Source organism: Comamonas sp. NyZ500 (assembly GCF_016772095.1).
In the GTDB taxonomy this organism is placed as follows: Bacteria; Pseudomonadota; Gammaproteobacteria; order Burkholderiales; family Burkholderiaceae_C; genus Comamonas; species Comamonas thiooxydans.
The window spans coordinates 51,506-73,060 of record NZ_JAEIJE010000009.1 but is presented as its reverse complement, the minus strand read 5'-3'; the positions used below and the strand labels follow the sequence as shown (position 1 = coordinate 73,060).

Annotated in this window: 23 protein-coding genes; 8 read left to right on the top strand and 15 right to left on the bottom strand. The window is 58.5% G+C overall.

Going from position 1 to position 21,555, the window contains the following annotated elements; genetic code table 11:
• Window positions 1-163 precede the first annotated feature (163 nt).
• The 6 genes from JAO85_RS14925 to JAO85_RS14900 form a co-directional block, all read right to left on the bottom strand.
• Window positions 164-1,162 (bottom strand): tripartite tricarboxylate transporter substrate binding protein, encoded by a 999-nt coding sequence (locus tag JAO85_RS14925; protein WP_054075477.1) that lies wholly within the window; start codon window positions 1,160-1,162, stop codon window positions 164-166.
• A 103-nt stretch (window positions 1,163-1,265) separates the two neighbouring features.
• Window positions 1,266-2,135 (bottom strand): carboxylating nicotinate-nucleotide diphosphorylase, encoded by an 870-nt coding sequence (nadC, locus tag JAO85_RS14920; protein WP_054075476.1) that lies wholly within the window; start codon window positions 2,133-2,135, stop codon window positions 1,266-1,268.
• A 150-nt stretch (window positions 2,136-2,285) separates the two neighbouring features.
• Complete coding sequence (locus JAO85_RS14915; protein WP_003071111.1) at window positions 2,286-3,224, bottom strand: hypothetical protein; 939 nt, start codon at window positions 3,222-3,224, stop codon at window positions 2,286-2,288.
• Window positions 3,225-3,270: 46 nt separating this feature from the next.
• Entirely contained in the window at window positions 3,271-4,659 is a 1,389-nt protein-coding gene (locus tag JAO85_RS14910) for a GGDEF domain-containing protein (protein ID WP_054075475.1), read from the bottom strand.
• 700 nt (window positions 4,660-5,359) lie between these two features.
• Window positions 5,360-5,914: a DUF3455 domain-containing protein gene (locus JAO85_RS14905; protein WP_051517695.1), complete on the bottom strand. Its 555-nt coding sequence runs from the start codon at window positions 5,912-5,914 to the stop codon at window positions 5,360-5,362.
• A 68-nt stretch (window positions 5,915-5,982) separates the two neighbouring features.
• On the bottom strand, window positions 5,983-6,576 hold the full coding sequence (locus tag JAO85_RS14900) for a ferritin-like domain-containing protein (protein ID WP_034378194.1): 594 nt from the start codon (window positions 6,574-6,576) through the stop codon (window positions 5,983-5,985).
• Between the two features lie 238 nt (window positions 6,577-6,814).
• Here JAO85_RS14900 and JAO85_RS14895 point away from each other — a divergent pair, with 238 nt between their 5' ends.
• Both JAO85_RS14895 and JAO85_RS14890 read left to right on the top strand, forming a co-directional pair.
• Entirely contained in the window at window positions 6,815-7,390 is a 576-nt protein-coding gene (locus tag JAO85_RS14895; RefSeq protein WP_059440735.1) for an RNA polymerase sigma factor, read from the top strand.
• An 18-nt stretch (window positions 7,391-7,408) separates the two neighbouring features.
• Entirely contained in the window at window positions 7,409-8,212 is an 804-nt protein-coding gene (locus JAO85_RS14890; RefSeq protein WP_039049785.1) for an anti-sigma factor domain-containing protein, read from the top strand.
• A 607-nt stretch (window positions 8,213-8,819) separates the two neighbouring features.
• On the opposite strand, the gene JAO85_RS14885 is transcribed toward JAO85_RS14890, so the two are convergent.
• The 3 genes from JAO85_RS14885 to JAO85_RS14875 form a co-directional block, all read right to left on the bottom strand.
• On the bottom strand, window positions 8,820-9,098 hold the full coding sequence (locus JAO85_RS14885) for a hypothetical protein (RefSeq protein ID WP_012839754.1): 279 nt from the start codon (window positions 9,096-9,098) through the stop codon (window positions 8,820-8,822).
• Between the two features lie 83 nt (window positions 9,099-9,181).
• Complete coding sequence (locus JAO85_RS14880; protein WP_012839755.1) at window positions 9,182-9,964, bottom strand: molybdopterin-dependent oxidoreductase; 783 nt, start codon at window positions 9,962-9,964, stop codon at window positions 9,182-9,184.
• Window positions 9,961-10,614 carry a cytochrome b/b6 domain-containing protein gene (locus JAO85_RS14875; protein ID WP_202788409.1) on the bottom strand — a complete coding sequence of 218 codons (654 nt, stop codon included), beginning with the start codon at window positions 10,612-10,614 and terminating at the stop codon, window positions 9,961-9,963. The genes JAO85_RS14880 and JAO85_RS14875 overlap by 4 nt, the downstream gene beginning before the upstream one ends.
• 720 nt (window positions 10,615-11,334) lie before the next feature.
• Between JAO85_RS14875 and JAO85_RS14870 the strand changes: the two genes are divergently transcribed.
• The 3 genes from JAO85_RS14870 (at window position 11,335) to JAO85_RS14860 (ending at window position 13,556) form a co-directional block, all read left to right on the top strand.
• Entirely contained in the window at window positions 11,335-11,724 is a 390-nt protein-coding gene (locus JAO85_RS14870) for a hypothetical protein (RefSeq protein ID WP_202788408.1), read from the top strand.
• Between the two features lie 34 nt (window positions 11,725-11,758).
• On the top strand, window positions 11,759-12,757 hold the full coding sequence (locus JAO85_RS14865; protein ID WP_237734854.1) for a catalase family peroxidase: 999 nt from the start codon (window positions 11,759-11,761) through the stop codon (window positions 12,755-12,757).
• A gap of 205 nt (window positions 12,758-12,962) precedes the next feature.
• Window positions 12,963-13,556: an HD domain-containing protein gene (locus tag JAO85_RS14860; RefSeq protein WP_039049789.1), complete on the top strand. Its 594-nt coding sequence runs from the start codon at window positions 12,963-12,965 to the stop codon at window positions 13,554-13,556.
• A gap of 499 nt (window positions 13,557-14,055) precedes the next feature.
• Here the strand turns inward: JAO85_RS14860 and JAO85_RS14855 are convergent, their stop codons facing one another.
• The 3 genes from JAO85_RS14855 to JAO85_RS14845 form a co-directional block, all read right to left on the bottom strand.
• Window positions 14,056-14,973 carry a nitroreductase gene (locus JAO85_RS14855; protein WP_039049790.1) on the bottom strand — a complete coding sequence of 306 codons (918 nt, stop codon included), beginning with the start codon at window positions 14,971-14,973 and terminating at the stop codon, window positions 14,056-14,058.
• A gap of 557 nt (window positions 14,974-15,530) precedes the next feature.
• Complete coding sequence (locus JAO85_RS14850; RefSeq protein ID WP_177340921.1) at window positions 15,531-15,776, bottom strand: hypothetical protein; 246 nt, start codon at window positions 15,774-15,776, stop codon at window positions 15,531-15,533.
• A gap of 76 nt (window positions 15,777-15,852) precedes the next feature.
• The gene (locus JAO85_RS14845) at window positions 15,853-16,170 is read right to left on the bottom strand and encodes a winged helix-turn-helix domain-containing protein (protein ID WP_202788463.1); all 318 of its coding nucleotides are present in this window, start codon (window positions 16,168-16,170) and stop codon (window positions 15,853-15,855) included.
• Window positions 16,171-17,026: 856 nt separating this feature from the next.
• Between JAO85_RS14845 and JAO85_RS14840 the strand changes: the two genes are divergently transcribed.
• Complete coding sequence (locus JAO85_RS14840; RefSeq protein WP_039049792.1) at window positions 17,027-17,488, top strand: cupin domain-containing protein; 462 nt, start codon at window positions 17,027-17,029, stop codon at window positions 17,486-17,488.
• Between the two features lie 185 nt (window positions 17,489-17,673).
• Complete coding sequence (locus JAO85_RS14835) at window positions 17,674-17,979, top strand: heavy-metal-associated domain-containing protein (RefSeq protein WP_080771273.1); 306 nt, start codon at window positions 17,674-17,676, stop codon at window positions 17,977-17,979.
• A 270-nt stretch (window positions 17,980-18,249) separates the two neighbouring features.
• Here JAO85_RS14835 and JAO85_RS14830 read toward each other — a convergent pair whose 3' ends face one another.
• The gene (locus JAO85_RS14830; RefSeq protein WP_202788407.1) at window positions 18,250-19,494 is read right to left on the bottom strand and encodes a DUF4382 domain-containing protein; all 1,245 of its coding nucleotides are present in this window, start codon (window positions 19,492-19,494) and stop codon (window positions 18,250-18,252) included.
• A gap of 281 nt (window positions 19,495-19,775) precedes the next feature.
• On the opposite strand from JAO85_RS14830, the gene JAO85_RS14825 reads away from it, so the two are divergent.
• Entirely contained in the window at window positions 19,776-19,949 is a 174-nt protein-coding gene (locus JAO85_RS14825; RefSeq protein WP_012839764.1) for a hypothetical protein, read from the top strand.
• Between the two features lie 435 nt (window positions 19,950-20,384).
• Here the strand turns inward: JAO85_RS14825 and JAO85_RS14820 are convergent, their stop codons facing one another.
• Both JAO85_RS14820 and JAO85_RS25635 read right to left on the bottom strand, forming a co-directional pair.
• On the bottom strand, window positions 20,385-20,768 hold the full coding sequence (locus JAO85_RS14820) for a DUF6713 family protein (RefSeq protein ID WP_202788406.1): 384 nt from the start codon (window positions 20,766-20,768) through the stop codon (window positions 20,385-20,387).
• A gap of 399 nt (window positions 20,769-21,167) precedes the next feature.
• A complete protein-coding gene (locus tag JAO85_RS25635) occupies window positions 21,168-21,332 on the bottom strand; it encodes a universal stress protein (protein ID WP_237734853.1) in 165 nt (54 codons plus the stop codon).
• Window positions 21,333-21,555: the final 223 nt, after the last annotated feature.

Sequence of the window (21,555 nt, the reverse complement as noted above, 5' to 3'; positions counted from 1 at the left end):
AGTCGACAAAGCGAGCCTGCCTTGGGAAGAGAGGCTTGGCTTTTGGTTGGCCTCAGCTATACCTTCGTATAGCTAACTCGTCATATGCCTGAAACAGAACAGGCCACCTTTGCAGGTGGCCCGTCACGAACATGGGCATCCGGCGTCGCCCGCTGGCCTGCGCTCAATCAACCGTGAGTCCGAGCTGCGCGGTCACGGCCGCATAGCGCTCGATATCGGCTGCGATGAGCTTGCCGAACTGGGCGGCAGACTCCCCGGCCGGGGTATAGCCCTGCTCGCGCAGCGCCTGCTGCATCTCTGGCTCGGCCAGTATCTGCGTCAGCATCTGGTGCAGACGGGCAATCACAGGCTCCGGCGTGGCAGCCGGCGCCAGCAAGCCATGCCACTGCTCTACGGCAAAACCGGCCAGGCCCTGCTCGGCCATCGTGGGGACATCGGGCAGGGATGCGACGCGGGCCGGTGCCGTGACAGCGATGGCCCGCACGCGGCCTGCAGCTATCAGGGGCGCGGCGCTGCTGACTGTGACCACGGCCACAGGTAGCTGTGTTGCGGCTACTGCAGTGATGGCCGGGCCGCAACCCTTGTAGGGCACATGCTGGAGGCTTGCATGGGCGGCCTGGGCCAGCATCTCACCCGCCATATGCTGGGGTGTGCCGTTGCCGCAGGAGGCAAATGGCAAAGGCTGGCCAACGCTCGCTCCGGCCAGCGCATCGTGCAGATTGCGCACGCTGCTTTGGCTGGGAACCACCAGCACCGAAGCGATGCTGCCGACGTTGAACACAGCCTTGAAGTCCCGGCGTGGGTCGAAGTCCAGATGCCGGTAGACGCCGGGATTGATGGCAAACGAGCTGTTGGCCATGAGCAGCGTGGCGCCGTCGGGGGCTGCCTCGGCCACTGCGCTCGCTCCGATATTGCCGCTGGCGCCGGGCCGGTTCTCCACTACTACGGACTGGCCCAAACGCTGCTGCATGGCCGCGCCCAGGCGACGCGCCAGCAGGTCCGTGCCACCGCCTGGCGGAAAGGTCACAACGATGGTGATGGGCTTTTCAAAACGGACTACCGCCGTGCCCGCGCGGGCATGCCAAATCCCCGCAGCCGTCACCGCCAGCGCTGCAGCAACCAGTACCGCCCAGCTGCGGCGCCACATAAGCACGGCCTTCATCAATGCCCCCCTAGAACAAGGGACTGCAAGCAAGCGCCGCTACGAAGCAAGGCTGCCCCTCTCCCATGGAAGGAAGCGACAAAGCCGCTCAGGGGGGAGGCCATCAAGCGTCCAGACCTATATCGAGCACGCGCGCACTGTGCGTGAGCCAGCCCACGGCAATCTGGTCCACGCCCGTGGCAGCCACGGCAGCTGCGGTTTCGGGGGAAATACGCCCCGAGGCTTCGGTGATGGCCCGGCCCTTGCACATGCCGACCGCAGTGCGCAAATCATCCAGACCCATATTGTCCAGCAGCACGACATCCACGCCCAGTTGCAGTGCCACATCCAGCTGGGCCAGCGTATCCACTTCCAGCTCGATCTTGACCATATGTCCCACGCCGGCACGAGCACGCCCCACAGCCGTGGCGACATCGCCGGCCAGCGCAATGTGGTTGTCCTTGATGAGTACGGCGTCGTCCAGGCCAAAACGGTGGTTGCTGCCGCCACCGACACGCACGGCGTACTTCTGCAAGGCTCGCAGACCCGGCATGGTCTTGCGCGTACAGGTCACTCGGGTGCCGAAGGGCTTGATGGCCTCTGCAATCGAATGCGTGGCGCTGGCCACGCCGCTGAGATGGCAAAGGTAGTTGAGCGCCGTACGCTCGGCCGTGAGAATGGCTCGGCTTTTGCCACGAATGCGGGCGATCTCCATGCCAGGCTGCAGCAGCGTGCCGTCTGCGCAGCGGACGTCAAACTCCATGCGAGCATCCATCAGCACAAAGGCCAGACGAGCCAGATCAAGTCCGGCCAAGATGCCATCCTGCCTGGCCACCAGACGCAACTCGCCCATTGCATCGGCAGGAACAATGGTGTCGGTGGTCAAGTCTGCGGCGCGTCCCAGATCTTCCAGCAAGGCCATGCGTACCAGCGGCTCCAGCATTACATCGGGTAGGGATGGGACGGGCAAGGCTGCAATTTTATTAATGCTCATTTTGAGTATTTTTAGTTCAATAAAAAACGCAAAGACTTCCAGATCGCTTTCAGGCCTTACGCAAACGGACTTATGCTAAGTCTGAGCATTATTTAAGTCAAGCCGCTCCCGCAGTTAAAACAGTCCTCCATCCCAAGAGTGGTTCAGGGGCTAATGACTTCTTGCCAGCGGCAGCTTGTTGCCAGCAATGGCGCGCTCCAGCATTACATTGCGTCGGAAGCGGAACAGCTTGGCCGGGCGGCCCGCACCTACGGCCGTCATCTGGCCTGTTTCCTCAACCAGCGCCTGCTGCTCGATCAGGCGCCGGAAGTTCTGCTTGTGCAAGCCGCGCCCCGCCAATGCCTCCACCGTCTGTTGCAACTGCAGCAGCGAGAATTCCTCGGGCATCAGCTCAAACACCACGGGCCGGTATTTGATCTTGGCGCGCAAACGGGCCATGCCGGTAGCCAGAATGCGGCGGTGATCATTACTCATGGCGGCACCGGGCAGCAATTCGGCCGCGCGTGCTTCATCGCCCTCGCCCCAGGCTTCGGGCACCACACCTGCTTCAAACAGCAGCTCGTAGCGCTGCAGAACCAGCTCCTCGTTCCATTCGTGCTCATCAAGGCCAAAAGTCATTGAAGCTCTTTGCCAGCGTGCACTTCTAGCTACACTATCTGAAGCAGCTTCGCTCCAGGCATGCAGCGCTGGCGCAATGCGCTCGGCAATCACGCCGGGCATCCCGTCGCGCCAGTCCTCCCAGGGAAAGTAGCGATACCAGTCCTGCCAGCCCGGCTGTGCGGCACCGACCTCATCCAGTTCCTGAGTCAGCGCCAGATAGCTGATGGAGATGACATGCATACCCAGCTGCTGCGAGCGCTCCCGGTCTGCGAAGGTGTAGAGCTGCTCCACAAAGCCCAGAGGATGGTGGGTCTGTTTCTCCACCCAGGCACGCAAGCTGGCCTGCAGCGAGCGGTGGTTGCTGGTAAAAGGCCCGGCAGGCAAGGCACGCCCGGACCCGGTGGTCAGGATACGGGGCTGGCCACCCGTGACGGCAACCAGCACTGCCACCAGATCGGCCTGCACGGAATGCAGTTCGGAATTGTTCAAACCACTCAAAAGCTATGAAGACGAGGACAGGGAGGAATAGCAAATTCTACGGTGAGGCAGCCCCTGTCCACGGCTTATCCGGACTCTTCCCCGAAAAGGTCAAGGAATCGCCCTGCGCCAGCAACTCGGGCGCTTGCACCAAAGGCATGTTCATCGACCCCGTGGCGATGGCCACCTGATTGCGCCCCCTATGCTTGGCCCTGTAGAGCGCCGCATCTGCGCGCTTGAGCAGATCGTCCTCGGTTTCGCCTGGCTCCCAGAGTCCAACCCCTAAAGAAATGGTGAAACGCCCCACCTCGGGATCGGCGCATTCCGCCACGGCACAGCGAATGCGCTCTGCCAGTCCTGCGGCCACACCGAGGCTGGCATCCGAGAGGACGATCAGGAACTCCTCCCCCCCCCAACGCACGGCATGGTCATAGCGACGAACCTTGCCGGAAAGCACATGTGCCACCATCTTGAGCACGCGATCTCCGGCAACATGGCCAAAGCGGTCGTTGACCTGCTTGAAAAGATCAATATCGCCCAATATCACGCCATAAGGCCGCAGCTGATTCTGAGCCTGGAGCTGGTTGCGCTTGAGCTCGGTCTCGCCTGCATGGCGGTTGAGCAAGCCCGTCAGCTTGTCGCGGTTTGCGCGCTCGCGCAGCTCCATCTCTCGCTGCACCATGCGGCTGATGTCCTTGGATGCCCCTACATAGTGGCTGATCTGCCCTGACTCGTCGCGCAGAGCTGCAATGCTTTGCTCGGCGTAGTACACGCCGCCGCTTTTGTGACGGTTGATGAAGGTGGCGCGAAAATTGTGGCCAAGACTCAATGCTTCCTGCAACTGGGCATAGAACTCCGGCTCATGCAGGCCCGAGCGCAGCATCTCGGTGGGCTGGCCCAGCAGTTCCGCCGCGCTATAGCCCGTGAGAGCTTCAAAAGCCTGGTTGACAAAGACGATGGTGGAGTCGCGATCCGTGATCAAGATGCCGTCATTGGTCGCATTCAATGCCCTGGCGAGCAGCGCGCGCTCCTGCTCGGCCTGCACACGCTCCGAAATATCGCGCTGCACCGCCACAAAGTGCCGAATGACGCCCTTCTCATCACGCACGGGGGAAATATTCCACTCCACGTGGTAGGTGCTGCCGTCCTTGCGGTAATTCACCACACTGCCCTGAAATGGCAGGCCTTGCTCCAGAGACTCATGCAAACGCTGCAACACCAGTTGATCCGTCAGCGGCCCCTGCAACATGCGCGGCGAGCGGCCCAGAAGCTCTGCTTCGGTGTATCCGGTCATCTCGCACATGGCTGCATTGCAGTACTCGATGACAGCCCCCTCTCCATCCAACCTGGCATCGGTAATCATCACTGCGCAAAAGGACTGAGCCATGGCGATCTCCAGCAACTGGCCGGTGATCGTTCGCTTTGCGATGGCATTGGCACGAATCATGTTTGAACCTCAAGCGCGCTTGCAGTCGTGAAGGCTCATTATTCGTTACTTTGCGTCACTTGCGTATACCAAAAACATCAGCATCTCAGCTTGTCCACGCCGAGCGGCCCTCAGCGGTGCAGCCACCAGGCCATAAACCGGAAATTTCCGGGCTTGTCCCGTTGGCTGAGCTACCCGCTTCCCTTCCCGCGCTCATTACCCATGGTCAGGGACATCAGTAGCTCAAACCGTAATCAGATGGCAGCTGTCAGCCTCGGGCCGACCGCAATGGGTACACGGGGCTGCCCCTTACCAGCCGGTACTGCATTGCCGAAGCCGCCGAGCGACGAAACCGGAAAAGGCAGCCGCCTCGGTGGCGTGCCGCAGCTGTTTCCATGATTCCTAGAAGCAAGCATCAATGGAAAGAAAGCATGGTGGCCGGCTTCAAAGGCAAGATCGTTCTGGTGACCGGCAGTGGCTCCGGCATGGGCCGGGGACACGCATCGTGGCTGCCGAAATCAAGCCCTAGCAGGCCATTGCCGCAGGCGATTCGGGGCAAGGTACCGAAATCGAGGCTCTGGTTACCCAGTGCGAGAGCCACGAGATCCATGGGCACGCTCGCGCCATCTGGCCTGCGTGGGGACTGCACTTCGTGCACCAGGCTGAAAAATGGCGCCACGTTCCGGCCTCTTACAGGGAAGGCGCGCCACTGGACTCTCTGTCAGGCTGCTTTCCAGAAAATATAGTCGGCCCGATACTGCACGATCTGCTTGCTGCCCAGATTCGCGGCTCCGCAGGCCATGCTCGGCGCGACGCCACCCTTGGTTGCCACACGCTGGATATAGGTCACCCCCTGCATGGCTCCCACGCCGCTAGCAGGGTTGGCCTTGACCAGTTGCAGAGGGATATTGCCCGCTCCGGCAGGAGCCACGGCAAGCTGCGTGGCAGTGACCTTGGAGCCGTCGTTATTCTCCCAAGTCGCTGGCGGCCCCCAGTATTTGCCGATGACCGTACCGCTTCGCGTTTGCAGCTTGGCATCGGGGCCTACAAACACCCATTCGTGCTCGGCTGCCATGTCCTTTTTGGCTCGGCACTCATAGGTGATCTGGCCAATACCCACGGTCTCCATGGCCACTTTGTGTCCTGCGGGTACTTGCACGGAAGCCGGAAGTTCAGCTTGCGAATACATGGAGTGCGATCCCATGGATGAGCAAGCGCTCAGGCCAAGCGCGGATAGGCACAGAGCAGTCAGCGAAAGTGTGTGTCGGTGCGTCATGATAATTCCCTCAAACAAGGTGAGAAATGCACTGGGCAGACTTGCCCGGTACTCGAGGCTGCGGCTTGTCAGCCGCCAAACGTCAAGGCGTTACCAGGCAGCGGACGACCCAGAGCCGAGCTCAGTGCTGTGTAATGCATGGTTTCATCAGCCGCCAGGCGTCCCGCGACCTTGGCCAGATCACGGCTCTCAAAGGCGGGAATGACGCCCAGGTAGGCGTTGGTCGCCCCAAGTTCCAGTCTTGCGGCGAGAGCCAGTACATCAGCCTGGCTTTTCAGGGTTGCAGCCTTCAGCGATTCGGCATAGGTCTGCATCGGGGCCTCGGCTACCGGTTTGCCACCCATTTTCTGAATGGTTGCAATCAAGGCATCACGGTGGGCCTTGTGATGGCTTTGGAACAGCAGGGCGACATCCAGCACGGGCTTTTGCAGCAGACCGCTACCGGCTCCCAGCTGGTATGCATTGATAGCCTCATGTTCCAGCCCCAGGGCCACATTGAGGATGGATACATCCTTGGCTGGGTCATTGCCCATGCCTTGAGCCAGAGCTTCGCTGCCTGCCAGCATGGCGACGGCCACCGCTGACAAAGTGCCGGTAGTACCCAGAAATCCGCGTCGCGATGCCATGAGTGAGGGATGGCCTTCAAACAGATTGATCTTCATGATGACTCCTAGTTGGCTGTGGGGCTGTGTCGAGCAATTTCGATGTCCGACCCTTGGAATACGCAGGCTGTGGATCGGTGGATTCAAGTTTTTGAAAATATTTTTGAGCCAATTCATGCGTTGCCCACATCCGGCAGCCGAGATGCTGCGTATAGGTAAACAGGCAAGGTCGGCAATACGCCTTGGCAGTTATCCAACAGCGCCGCATTAAAGAGGCGCTTCTGTTCACAATGGCTGCATGAGCGCCAAAACATCGGACAACGAATTGATGGACTTACTCGACCGCGTCGCAACCCGGGATGAGCGTGCTCTCAAGCTGCTGTACGACCTGACCGCCTCGCGGCTGTATGGGCTGGCTCTGCGCATCGTCGCCAACAAAGAGTGGGCCGAGGATGTGTTGCAAGAGAGCTTTCTGGGCATCTGGCGCAGTGCGGAGACCTACCGAGACTCGCTCAGCCCGCCTCTGGCCTGGATGGGCATGCTGGTGCGCAGCCGGGCTTTGGACTTTTTGCGCCGACGCAGGGCCGAGCGCCTGCATCTCAATGTCCCGATCGAGAGCGTGGAAGATCTGTTGCAGGACCAGGATGCGCAAGCGCCCATGCAGCTGATCGAGGCTAGCGAACAGGCCGCGGCATTGCATCAGTGCCTGCAGCAACTGGCGCAGCCCCAGCGCCAAGTGGTGAGCTTGGCCTATCTGAGAGATTTAAGTCATAGCGAGCTGGCCAGCTGCCTGAAGCTGCCGCTGGGCACCGTCAAGACATGGATGCGCCGCAGCCTGGAGCAACTGCGCAAATGCATGGCCCGCCATGTCTGAGCGTCAGGAGTCCACATCATGAATCTGACTCGAAACCCCGAATTGCTCGACCGCCTGGCTGCTTCCTATTCATTGGGAACCTTGCACGGGGGGGCACGCCGACGCTTTGAGCAACTGGCACGCGAATATCCGCAGGTACGGGCGGCAGCATTGCTGTGGCAAGGTCGCTGGTCGGCCTTCTCCGAGGTTCAGACTCCAATACAGCCCGATGCAGCGGTCTGGACACGCATAGTCAATTTGCTGCAAGCCGAAGATGCCAGCATCAGACTGGCTCGCCAACATGAAGCTGCTGTATCGAAGCCGCCAGTGCCATCACTCGCTTGGTGGCGTGGGCTGGCCCTGGCAGGCGGATTGGCCACTGTGGCGGCTGTCTCGGTGGGACTTTGGTTTCAGCGGGGGCTCGAAGACGCCTCACAGCAACAACTGTCTGCGCTGCAAGCTCAGCTCCAGATGACACAGGCTGCACTGCAGGCTGCTCCCCAGATTCAGTATGTGGCGGTGCTGGCCGACGGCAAGGCCGATGCATCCATGCTGGTGACGTTCGATCCTCGACATAAGCAATTGGTGTTGCAGCGTGTGAGCGGCTTTAAAGAAGCGGACAACCAGTCTTTGCAACTATGGGCCTTGCCCCAGCAAGGCGCTCCGCGCTCTTTGGGCGTCATGGGTGATGGAAAGCTTGAGCAACTCACTGCGCAGGAGAGCGATGTGAACGCAATCCCGGCCCTGGCCATCAGCCTGGAGCCGAAAGGCGGCGTCCCCAGCTCAACGGGGCCGACTGGCCCGGTGCTTTTCAAGGGCTCACTCATTCGCCGAGATCTCTGATTCGCGTCTCCATTGACACTGCAGCGAACTGTGCCCGATGTGTCCAGAACCTTTGAGGTTCTGCCATAAGTGGCGAGTCCTGTCGCTGCTTTCTGCTGCAAAAACGGTGCATCGGCTTGCTCTCCCGAATGAGCGCCTTGAATTGCTTGGCAAATGCGCGGCCATCATTCAGGCTTCCTGGAGGCGCAAGGTAAGTTGCGACATCGCCGTATGACCATGCTCAGGACATGCTGACGTGGCTGCCTGGATGGATGTGCGGCTACAGCCCCCGATCTCTTGAATCACCAGCAAGAATGCCGGTGATGATTGGCACCTGCTACGGCTAGTACAGATGCCGCCCCTTGAACTTCGGACTCCAGCCCTCCAGCGCATGAACGAGCCGACTATCTTTCAGGACAGCATCTGCTCGTCTTCCGGCCGCATCGTGACAGCCCAGCCCAGCCCAGCCCAGCCCGGCCCGGCTCGGCCAGAGTGGCCCGGACTGGGTGGTCCGCGCGTTGTGATTGCAGGAACAAAATGAGCTTGATGCTGCGTCAGCTGCGGACGCAGTAGCTGGAGTGCGGGGAGCGACAAGACGTCAAGATGGCTATTGCCGCTCCTTTGCTTGCTATTTGCCCATGGCGCCCTTTGACATTCCTTCCTTACCCATGGCGTCCTTGCTCATCTTGTCCTTGCCCATGTGATCCATGGAAGACTTTTCGTCCTTGGTCATTGCGCCCTTGCTCATGCTCATGGAATCCTTGTGCTTGGAGTCCTTGCCCATGGCAGGCTTGTCCATTTGATCTTTGCCCATGGGCTCCTTGGTCATCGCATCGGCTGCAAAGGCCGAAGTGACGCTCAATGCCAGACACATGGAAAGCGCGGTGGTGATGAATGCGTGTTTCATGATGGTACTTTCTTGGCTCAGGTGGAAAAAGACGGCATGCGCCGCAGTGGGAACAGGAGAGATCGGTTTGAAGAAGTGTTTCCTCAGCTGCCGCCGAACCAGTTGTAGCCCTGGTCTTCCCAGTAGCCGCGGTTGAAGGAGTTGCTCACGAAGATGGCCCGTATGTGCTTGGGATTCTTGTAGCCCAGCTTGGTAGGCATGCGAAGCTTCATCGGGAAGCCGTATCTGGGTGGCAGAGGCTGCCCATCCCAGTCGAGTGCGAGCAGCGTCTGAGGATGCAGGGCTGTCGCCATATCGATGCTGGTGTAGTAGTCATCGGCACATTGAAAGCCTACATAGCGGGCACTGAGGTCAGCTCCCACGGCGCGTAGAAAGTCACCAAAGCGTGGACCACCCCATTTGCCGATGGCGCTCCAGCCTTCCACACATATGTGGCGCGTGACCTGCGTGTACTGCGGCAGCGCGCGCAGCTCGTGGAGCGTCCAGCTGCGCTTGTCGGCCACAAGGCCTGTGACCTCCAGAAGAAAACTGGCTCCGTCCACTTCCGGAACCCTGCTTTCGTCATAAAAAGCATTGAAGGGAAATGGCCGGGTGATCATGGATTCGGGATAAGTGGGTGCAAGACGCGAGGAGTCGAACAGCCAGCCCTGTATACGATCGTTGAAGCGCGATATCCGGGAGAGCGCCGCTTCTGCTGTGGCGTTGTCGTCGATGCGGCACCCACTGAGCAGACCGATACCGCCCAGTGTGAGACCTCGTGCCAGAAACTGCCGACGCGTTGATTGCGACAACTGCCTGTCGATCAGCCGACTAGCCTCGGCGACCACGACTTCACCGTTGTCCCTATGCCAGGGGGATGTGCTCATGTCGTGCTCTCCTTGATCGCAGGGCGGAACGTCGGGCGGCCCAGCACCATGAGGAGCAAAGAGCGCGGAACCAGTACGACCATGAGAAGATGAACGGCAACAAAGCAGACAATGGCCGCCATGCAGTAAAAATGAATGCGTCGTGCCATGTCGTAGCCACCCAAAAGCTCGCGCAGCAGCGGAAACTGCACCGACTTCCAGATCACCAGGCCACTGAGCACCAGCAATATCAAATCTGCAACGGCAAACAGGTAGGCTGCACGCTGCAGTTGGTTGTAGTGACTCAAGTCTGAATGCGACAAACGTGCCGTCAGTGCGAGCCAGGTGTCACGCAATATGCCGCGCACAGTGACGGGAAGCATGCGCTGCGCAAACCTGCCTGTGAACAGATTGAGCAGCAGATAGGCAAGCCCATTGAGCACGAACAGCCACATACCCGCGAAATGCCATTGCAGTGCGCCGCCCAGCCAGCCGCCCAGGGTGAGGTCGGCGGGAAAGAAGAAGTCAAAAATGGGCGAGGCGTTGTAGATTCGCCAGCCGCTCATCACCATGACCAGCACAGCTAGTGCATTGATCCAGTGGTTCATACGCAGCCACAGCGGCTGAACTGTGGCGCTGCGCTTCGGCGGTTGATGTGCAGGAGAAGGCATGAGCACATTGTTTTGCGCACCTGATCTCGAAGTCCTCACCGAAAGTTCAAAAAATCGTGATAGTTCGGCAAGCGCAGTTGATGAGCTGAATCGAGCCTCTTCTACGCAGTGCTCAGCAATTGCCTTTGTTGTCAGCAGAACTTTGCAACCTTGCCGAATGCGTGTCTCCCTGCTTCAGGGCAGTTGCAGCACAGCCAAGACCAAGGGCTTCCAGCCTGTTTCTCGAGGGTTCACAGTCCCTCTTCTTGAACGACAAGACTATCGAGGATTCACAGCTGAACAAAGCTGCAGCTCCCATGCCTGCGAAGACTGACTGGCCGGCCACTCTGCTTCCAGCAACTGGGCTCGCTTAGACGACGGCATCAGAAACGCCTGGTTGGGCGAGCGCTTCAGGCTTGAGCGGGTAAAGGCGGATTGTTCTGGCGGCCATCTGCTTCGCAATCAATGACTACCCGACAACCGTGGTGCAGACATGTATCGCTTTTGGGGCGATGCAGCTCATTCATAAGCTGCTTGACCCGGCTGCGCACTGGTTTTCCTCGACAGCTGCGAGCCGCAGAGATCGGCCCCAGAGACATGTCTATTGGGTGACGCGGCCTGATCTACGCATGGCCTGCATCGTTGACATCAATAGAGATTGAAAACCGCGTAGTTACCGCTCTGCATGGAATAAACCGCTTCGTTGAACTGTTTACAGCAAGTCAACCAAAAGGAGACTCCATGACCCGCTTCGTTTTCCTTGCCGCCCTGAACTCGGTGCTGCTGGCGGCCTGCGCCATGACATCCGGGACCCAGGCACAAATGCCAGCCTCCGCCATCAATGGTGTGCTCGTTGGCCCCAATCAGATGACGCTCTATGTCTTCGACAAGGATGCCGCTGGTTCCGGAAAAAGCGTGTGCAACGGAGTCTGCGCCACGAACTGGCCTCCGTTGATGGTGGCCGCAGGCAGCGCTGCTAGTGGCGACTGGAGCGTCGTGATCCGCGACAGCCGCGACAAACAATGGGCCTACAAAGGCCGTCCGCTCTACTACTGGGCCAAAGATGCCAAGCCAGGAGACAAGACGGGAGATGGCTTTCTCAACAACGTCTGGCACACAGCCCAACCCTAAGAGTCCAAGGTCCGATCATTGAAAGGAAGAAACAATGAACCGCAGAAAAATAAAGCTCGCAGCGGCTTGCGTCATGGCACTGCCCCCGGTTTTTCTCCAGGCTGCTGAACCTGAAGTGACGGCACCCGAGGTGGTCCAGGCTCTGGAGGGTACCTTTGGCGTACACCAGGGACAGCGCCGCAATCACATCAAAGGAAGCTGCGCGATCGGCGAATTCGTCGGTACCGCTGAGGCGGCCGGTTACTCGCGCTCCCTCTTGTTCACAGGCAAAGTCGTTCCGGTAATCGCCCGCTTCTCTCTGGCAGGTGGCAATCCCAAGGTCCCTGATGCCGCCAGGAGCGCGCGTGGCATGGCGCTGCAATTCAAGCTCCCGCAGGGGAAGTTGCAGCAGATGTCCATGTTGAACACCCCCATGTTCGGTGCATCCAGCCCCAGGACTTTCCTGGATCTGACTTTGGCCCAGCGCCCGGATCCCGCCACCGGCAAGCCAGATCCGGAAACGCTCAGCGCATTCAAGGCTTCCCATCCCGACAATCATGCCCAGGCGCAATATTTGGCCAGCCACAACCCGCCGGATAGCTACACCCACAGCGCATTCTTTGGAATTCACACGTTTAAGTTCATCAATGCACAAGACAAGGTGACCCCGGTGCGCTGGCGCTTCGTGCCGCAGGAGGGTGAGAAGTCTCTGAGCAACGAAGCATTGAAGACTGCAGGTGCCGACTTCCTGGAGAAAGCCTTGATCGACAGCACGGAGCAAAAGCCGGCTCGCTGGGACATGCTGGTGACTATAGGGCAGCCTGGCGATCCACAGGACGACCCTACGCAGCCCTGGCCTGCACAGCGGCCCGAGTTCAAGGCCGGTACATTGACGATCACCAGTGCTTCGCCCCAAAAAGCATCCATGTGCGAGTCGATCAACTTTGATCCTATGGTCATGGCCGACGGCATTGCGCCGACCAATGATCCGGTGCTCCGCTTTCGCTCCCAGGCCTATGCTGTGTCATTTGGCAAGCGCTTGAGCGGTCAATGAATTCCAGGATCACCTCGAATGGATCAAGACATCCGGGCATCCGAGACTGCGGCCGGCAGACCTTGCAGTTCGCGGTCGAACCAGCCTGTGTGCTCTACAGCTGTGTGCATCCGGCAGAGTGCATAGGGCGAATGCTCGTCTCCTGGCCTCCCTGGCTTTTCAGCATGCGACGACCGAGAACATATGGGTCTTTATAGAATCGGGCATGGATATCGACAAGATCAAGGGCCGTCTGGCCTTTCTGCAAGAAGCGGAAAAGCTCAAGAGCGTGCTCCGAAGCGCGCACACATCGACAGGCAGGACGGAGAGCACCGCCGAGCATACTTGGCGTCTGTGTCTGATGGCGATGACATTCGAGGACGAACTGGCCGGCATGGACATGCTCAAGCTGCTGAAAATGTGCCTTGTGCATGATTTGGGCGAAGCGATTCACGGAGACATTCCTGCCATCGAGAAAGACCAGCATCCTGACAAAAGCGAGCAGGAAAAGGCCGATCTGCTGCATCTCACACGCTCGCTCGATAAGTCGCACCAAGCCGAGATCCTTGCGCTTTGGCAGGAGTATGAGGATGCCGCATCACCCGAAGCCAAAGCCGTGAAGGCACTGGACAAGCTGGAGACCATTCTTCAGCACAACCAGGGAGCCAACCCGGCCGACTTCGACTACGGATTCAATCTGACCTACGGTCAGAAGCACACCAGCGCCGAACCTCTGTTTTCATTGATGCGCAGAATCCTCGACGAAGGCACACGCCAGAGAATGGCCGAAGCCTCCTGCAATCCTGGCCAGTCGCTCTAGGCCACCGTCAAGCGACTGCCAGCAAGGCATTTCTTGTCTGAGAATGAGTGTTGCAAAGCAGCCCTTGCTCGTCGCAATCGAGCTGCTGCATCGTGCTCGGGTGAGCAGCAGCGTACGGGAATCGACAATCACAGCAGTTGGAATGGTTCGACTGCTCCCCAAAACCTGACTCTTCGATTTTTCATACGGCCTCGGTCGAGCACAGTCGCGGCTTTGGGCCAGAAGCTTGCGGCCGCAAACCTCAGCCTCTGGACAGATATGCAGCGGCAGCATCGAATCGAAACATCAAGCAGCACTCATACCTGGCAAACGCATGATCTTTGGGGGCTTCGAGCCCTCAGTCGAAGTGAAGACCTGAGGCCAGCCTTCGGGCCCCGCTGCCCGTGACCCGCTCAAGCATGCCGGTCATCTCCTTGCGCACACTTGGCCAGTCAAGAGCAGCACTCGCAGCTTGCCTGCAAAAGCATGCCGCCTGCGTCTGGCGAAGATGTCGCATAGCTTAGCGAGGAGCCTGTGATTCGGAGATTGCATTGCTGGCCGCCGAATCAAGGCAGACCTGGCTTTTCGCAGGCGTCTCAACACTCGGTTCACCGGAATGCCAGAAGGCTCTCACAGAATCGAGCATGGCGGGCTTTCGCTGCGACGGCGCTGCCCTGATGCTGCCGAGGCTGATGAATCCGGCCAGATACTCGGTGGACTCGACCCCCAGCTCAGAGCAAAGCAAAACGTCGAAGCAGCGCTCTCCGCTGAGCATGATGGCACCAAAGCCGAGTTGATGCGCGGCATTCAGCAGGTTGCCCAGCGCTGAGCCGGCTGCCAGCCATTGTTCGCGCTCCGGCACCCGCATGCGCAGCTTGGGCGAAATGATGAAAGCGAGCAAAGTCGGGCTGCGTGTAGCGTGCTCACGCGCACGCCTGAGGTCCTCAGTGGAGGCTAGAGGGTCGCGGCGCAATTTCTCCTGTTCGAATAAATCTGCCAGCCGCGCTCGAGAATCCGCGGGAAACACCAGTACACGCCAAGGATGTAGACCACCATGATCTGGTGCGCTCAACGCCGCCTCGATCATCAGGTCGATCTCCTGGCTGTCCGCTCCAGGTGCCTCAAGTCGCTTCGGTGAGACGGAGCGTCGATCCAGAAGAGGGGCAATTGCCTTTCTGCTGTTCGAAGCCGCAAATACATGCTTGAGGGTGGAAATGGCCTCCGACAAGCCTTGAGCCCAGACAACGACCTTCTCGCCTTCAGTCGTGAACCCCCGAAAGACTGTCCCGGTTTTCACCAGGGAACAGCCGTACTCGCGTTCGGCTTCTGCCACAGCTTTCTTCAACTGCGCTTGAGAGATTTGACATGCAATTGCTGCTGCCGCCCAGTCCTGCTCCCGATGGAGGGCCAGCAGGTAGGAAATGTGATCTTGCTTCACTAAAGCCCTCTACTAAACATGATCGTCGCGAAGTACGAACAAGGCATTGACTATTCGAACCAGCTTATGAGCGGTGATCTGGGCGAGCCGTGTTCGTCATGTCTTTGCACATAGAGCGCACACCTTCTCGAATCGATGTCTGCCCTTGCAAAGCCGCACCTGCTTGCGCAAATCTTTGAGGGGGAAATGTGACGTTCAGTCTGCAGCCCCTGAATATCGAACCAAGGGACGCAGCATGGGTTTGAGCGGATCAGGCGTGTTGTCCAACTCGGACAGCGCATCCGCCTGTTCATACAAAGCAGCAGTCACGCCTGGTGAGTACGCCTGGTGCAGGTTGGCCACTTCAAGACGGGTATACAGAGCAGACGCGATGGCCTTGCGGTGCTCTGGCCGCTAGAGGTGGAGCCCCCAGATTGACTCCTCCAACAGTATTTCCAGCACTTGCAGCCGCTCTTCGACGTTGAGCTTTTCGCTTCCCATATAGGTCTCAATTCACATAAGCACAAGAGTTCGGGAGACAGTGGCAGGTGGAAGCAGGAGGAGCCGCTGCGTGCCAACTAGACGAAGTCTGCCATGTCAGCCTTCGTTATATTCAAGTATATATTACGAAAAGATGAGCCTCCCTGAATAGGGTGGGTGAAAATGGAGCTGCACTGCTTGCTCATGGTTTGCGAGAAGCAGGCCAGCGTTTCCGGCGGAATTGATGCGATGCATTCAGCGCCCTGCCCTTGTGGTGACGGGGAGGCGATGAGCGTTGAGCGATGAAGCTCGTACTTGGGCTGCAGCACGAAGCTCAATGCCATGAGAGATTCTTTGCACTACGCCACTGCGGGCCACGCAGGATGCCGCTGCGTGCCAGTGCTTGTGCCGCCAGCCTGCCTAGCTGCTGTGGACCAAGGCGACCAGCTTGTCCAGATCGGCTTGACATGCACTTAGAGCATGTTGCTCGATACGCCTATACAGAGCAATCACCAGATGCCCCGTTTCAGTGAGCTCCGTACCACCGCCATGAGAACCTCCCGTTGATGTGATCACCGCCGGCTTATTCAGCGCATGATTGATGCCATCGACCAGCAACCAGGCCCGGCGGTAGGACATGCCCAGGGATTTGGCGGCCGCGGCAATGGATTTGGTTTCGTTAATGGTCTCCAGGAGTTCGATTTTCCCAGGGCCGATGGCAATGATGTCACCGGCCATAACACGCATGCGCAGCTTCACTTGCGGTAAAGCGCGATTGGAGCGTGAAGGTGTATTGGACATGTGGTTTGAAAGCGCAAGATGTGAAGTTACTGAAGGCTCAGCGTAACCACGTCGCCCTGGGCGGAACTATTCCGGCACAGCACGAATTATGACGATGGCTGAAGCCTCAAGTCCGAAGTATCAGCCTAGTCAACAAGCTCGGTTCATATGGTCGGAGTGCCAAAACCGCTGAACATCGAGGCTGAATGCGCGGCAATAGGCCTTCCGCTCTTTTGCGTGAGCCCTGACCGCGGACTTTGTCGTAAATCATTTGCTGTATGCGACGACCGCTCGTGACTGCGCAGCCCCCCGGAGTCGTGGCTCAGCTGAGCGCTGTGAAGCGATGACCGACAGGCCGCAACGTGACCATGAGCAGCTCCAATCGCGGCAAAGCCGTCTTCTGGCACATGACTGCATTGTGTCGATGTGCGACAGCTGCAAAACCTGCCGTTGTTGTCAATCGGCTCTGCGATCTGCCGACTCCATGGCCTCACTCCATATCGGAACCTGTGACGCCGCATACCGGAGCAAATTGCAGGTTCTGCAACCTCGAGCTTGGCAACCGCGCCCCCTGGTGCCTCTTGACTCCAGGTTGTCGAGAACCGGCAGCTACCATGAGCTGCGCACACAGACATTAGCTTTAGCATTGGCATGGCTTGTAAACCCAATCCGCCTGCAATAGGCTTTGATACCTCCTGTCAACATCTGTGAAGTGCGCATGGCGGATCATCACAGCCCAATTCAGGAGGCTCGTCCCTGATGACGCGTGCGATGTCAGCGGCGATGTGTATGGGTCGCGCGCAAGGAGACTCTGATGTCTCATTTCTCGTTCGCTCGTTCAGCCAGCCTCGTCGCGCTGGCAGTGATACCTATGGCATCCTGGGCCATCCACGGCACCGAAGGTGTCGAGTGGGGAGCACCGCCTCCGGTTCTCGCCAAAGGAGCCAAGTTCGCGGTACTCCTAGGTGATCCCAATCAACCTGGCCCCTATGTGGTGCGTCTGTCCGTGCCCGCTGGCTATCGCGTCTTGCCGCATTGGCACAGCCAAGCCGAGAACGTGACCGTCATCTCGGGCACGGTCATGATCGGAATGGGCGACAAGTGGGACTCGAAGGCACTCAAAGTCCAAAAAGCCGGCAGCTTCGGTTCGATTCCGGCCAAAACCAATCACTTCGCCATGTTCAAGGTTCCAACCGTGATCCAGATCCACGGGGAAGGCCCATTCGACCTGAACTACGTCGATCCGGCAGATGATCCGCAGAAGGCGCACAAGTGAACCCAGGTTGCACTACCAGCGTGCTCTCGGCGGAGCCGCTGGCGTGCCCCCTCGCGCAGAGCAAGCGCATCAGGAACAGCTTGGCACATGCCATCGCCCCCGGTCAGCATCGTAGATACAAGGCATTTGACATTCTCATGATGTCAGGGTTGAGACTTGACTCACAACCTTGAAAGGAGCATGCAATGACTGCTTTTCGTGTGACCGACATGACATGCGGTGGCTGCGCGGGGCGCATCAAACGATCAATTGTGGCCATGGATGACAAGGCCTGCATCGAGTTTGAGCTTAAGAAACGAACCGTGCTTATCTCGGGAACCGCATCTGACGCCGAGTTTGCAGAGGCCATCCAGGATGCGGGGTATACGCCTGAGCTAATTGAACCGACCTCCGCCCTTGCAGGCAATGCAGGCCCAAATACTGCTCGATGCAAATGCCGGGCGGCTCATCCCGGTGTTTCATGCTGCGGTGGCGATGATTCGCCCTCGTGAGCGGCTCGGGTAATGAGGAGACCGATTGAGCCAGGGGTCTCGCCAGAGCGATCGGTTCACCCTCCTGAAGTGCTGGTGCATCCACCGTGCTCGTCACTTGCCGGAACTCCCGGCGCTTCATACTGCGATTGCAACCCCGGTGATCTCCGATGGATGAAATGAAAGCGGCCTGAAAGGCCAGGCTTTCATTTTGGGAAGCCGGCGACAGCATGATCTGGGCATGGATAGGAATGCCAGGAGCAGCATTCCGACTCATTGCCCAGTTTTTTCTCAAGGTGCCAGAACCAGATCCTTGGTGGTCACACTGTTGGCGGCTGTCAGCGTCACGGCTGGCGCAGTGGTCTGAGTGGTGTAGCCGGCAGCGCTACCCAAGATGTTGTACTTGCCAGCGGCAGCGGTGTCTGCAGTGAAAACCAAAGGCCCGCTTGCGACGTACGTTGCTTTATTGGGAGCCCCCAATGGAAGAGTCAAGCTGTAGTTTGCATTGGCGGGATCAACCAAAGTCCATGCGACGTCCAGCTTCTGACCTGCACTCAGCACCTGCTGGGCATTGACCTCGGCATCTGTCAAAGGCGTATTGGATGTGTTTGTCACCTTGCCCGCAACAGTCGCCGAAGCAGATGTCGGCAGCGGAATGGGGGCTGTCGATGCGTTGAGCGTGGTGGTACCAGCAGCGATCGAGACAGGAACGCCAGTCACTGCGGCGGTGGTCAGGTTCTGGCCTGCAAGGACGACGGTGTAGTTGATGTTCTCCGGCAGGTAGGCCAGCACGAACTTGCCTGTGGTGGCATTGGGCACGGTGGCGCGCAAATTGTTGTCCGGGTCACGCGTGGACACCACGATGCTGGAGGCCTGAGCAGGATCCACATAGCCCACAATTGCTGTAGTCAACCGCTTGATGACGGCCACCACGGGTTTGAGGTTGTAGTTGCCTGAGTTACCTGCCTTGACAATGGACTTGCAGGCATCGAAGTCCAGAACCATATCGGCGACCTGGCCGCCGGTGACATTAAAGTTGGCCTTCAGCTTGAAGCCGCTTTGTTGGCCGCTGGGAGTGGTCAGAGCGATCTCGTTGGTCGAGCCCGACAGCACCAGTGCATTGGCCAGCGGATTGGCGGATGTCGGGTTGGAAGGATTGTCAGCCAGCACCAAGCGGACTTGCTGGTAGTTGCCAGCCGATAGCGGCAGCGAACCCAATTCCTGCAGCACGCCATTGGTCAAACCGAGCAGGTCAATGCGCTGGGCAGGGATCGTCAACTCGCTCCAGCCAGAATCAGTGGTACCTGCCGTGGCGCTCTGATGCACGCGGATTTTGGTGACTGTGACATAGACATGGTCATAGCCACACGCCGGAGCGTCGGTCATGGCCAGCTTGAGCGTGCCTTGCTGTGGGGTGCTATCGCCACCACCACCGCCACCACCACCGCCGCCACATGCTGCCAGGCCGGCAGCAATCAAACCCAGACCCGTCCAGCACAAGGCCTTGGCAGACCGGAATCCATGCAAGTTGCTCATACCTTACCTTTTTGAAAACAAAGACAGCGCAATGCTAGGAGTGCCCTTGGATACAGTGTTACGACTCGTAGAACCCAGTATTCGAGCCGGTCTATGTGCGGATCCAATCATGCTCTACCTTCGGTAACAAAGCCATTGAAACCTGCCTCCATATGCCACGGTCATCGCCGAAAATAAGGCATGGTCGAGGTGATTCAGGTATGGGAGCCATGAAGGCTCGGATGCCAAGCCTGCATTGCCGCCATTGAGCAATCATTGATAGAGAAGTACAGACAAAAGCCATGCTGCGCAGCAAATTGGGAACACTGCTGGTGGTCAGTGCGGCACTTTCTTGTGCAGCAGGATTTGCCCTGGATGCCCAGGGCAGCATCGCGAACCTTGAGCTCTGGATAGCTTTGGCAATCCTGCTTCTCCTCAGCGGTGCAGTCCTGATCGTCTTGGGACAGAACGACTAGCCCTTTGAGGCCGAACGACGCTGTTGCCAGCATCAATCGCGACCGCCAGTTCCAGGCCCTGAGCAAAAGAAATAGTGACGTCACCGAGATCCTCCCGATCATTCTCAGGACCTCCCTGCAGCTCACGGTGACATGCGTCAGATGGAAAGGATTTCTATGAAAAAAATGCTAGCGCTGGTCGCGACAGCTTTGCTGCTCAGCGGCTGTGTCGTGTATCCGAACGGCTACTACGACGACGGATACAGAAAACCCCACCCTCATGGGTGCCCACCTGGGCAAGCCAAGAAAGGCAGCTGCTAGCACTGAACCTCGCTGTGCTCAGCCCATAAGCACTTGCAGACATGAATCCATCCGATTGACTGTCATTGGCCCATCATGGAGCCACCGTCGACACAGGCTGACTGCCAGCACAGACCGGGATCAGGTGCTCACCAACTAAGGCAAATCTTCTAGATGGCGCAGAGCCATTAGCTGCCATATCGACAGAATGAATGTAGCCAGCATCAGCGCAATCGACATGGGCTGAATGAATGACTCGCTGCCTTGGAAGAAGAAAAACGCGTGAATGCCTACGGTCAAAAGGCCGAGACAGGCCAAGAGCTTGTAGAAAGGCAAGCCGGTTTTCATGTTGGCGACAACCCGGCTGTGCGAGTACATGACCAATCCGATGATTGGAATATTGAGGAGCAGGTTGATTTGATTGCCGCCAGGAATGAGGAACAGCTCCCATTCATGCCAATAGGCAGCGTCAATTTGATGCGTGATCAAGATGGTGGCATTTACCAGAAAGAGAAGGCGAAGGCGGTCTTGCATGGGCATTGACAGTGCGTCTGTCTATTTTGCGGACATAAAGACTACCCTGGCCGGGTTCTTCAAGCAATTCCATCGGGGATCGCCTCGCACGACCAAGAGCGACAGGTCATGAGCGTTTGCGGGCTGCTCGGGCTGGACTTGAGCAAGTGACTTGACGCAGGCTGCTCACCATGCAGTCAACGTGCCCCCCAAAACCAGCCGTTGCCCGCAAACCCGTCAGATCCGGCCACGGAAAGACTGCACAGGCCAAGCACTCACTGCAGCAACCACTCCGCAGGAATTCGATTGTCGATGCCTGCTTGGTATCCACTCTCACCAGTCAAGCATCGCCGGTCCGCTGAATGCGTCAGCTCGGCGCGAATGCAGACAGTCTGTTGCGTCGGCCAACTCCATGCAGATATTGACTCAACGCACGATCAAAACCGGCATCCGTGCCAAGCGCAAGACTTTGCAAGTCACAGACCCGAGCAGTACGGCTTCTGTTGCCGTTAGCCCGTGGGAGCCGATGCAAATACCGAAGCAGCCAAGAGATTCAGCCAAACCCACGATCGCGATTGCATCATCACCCATGACGACGTGAAGATGCCAGGGGATAAGGGTAGCTGATTCTGCGAGCGCTCGGCGCGCCCTGGCCGTGGCTGCCCAGCCGTATCAACCCAACTCTGTCTCCGCCGCCTCTTTGCTCAACCAGGGTTGCACATTCACGAGGTCAAGCATGCTGCCTTGCCCCATTGCCACCAAACGCGCACCAACGACAACAGCACGCGAAGAGCATGCAGAGCCGTCCACTGCC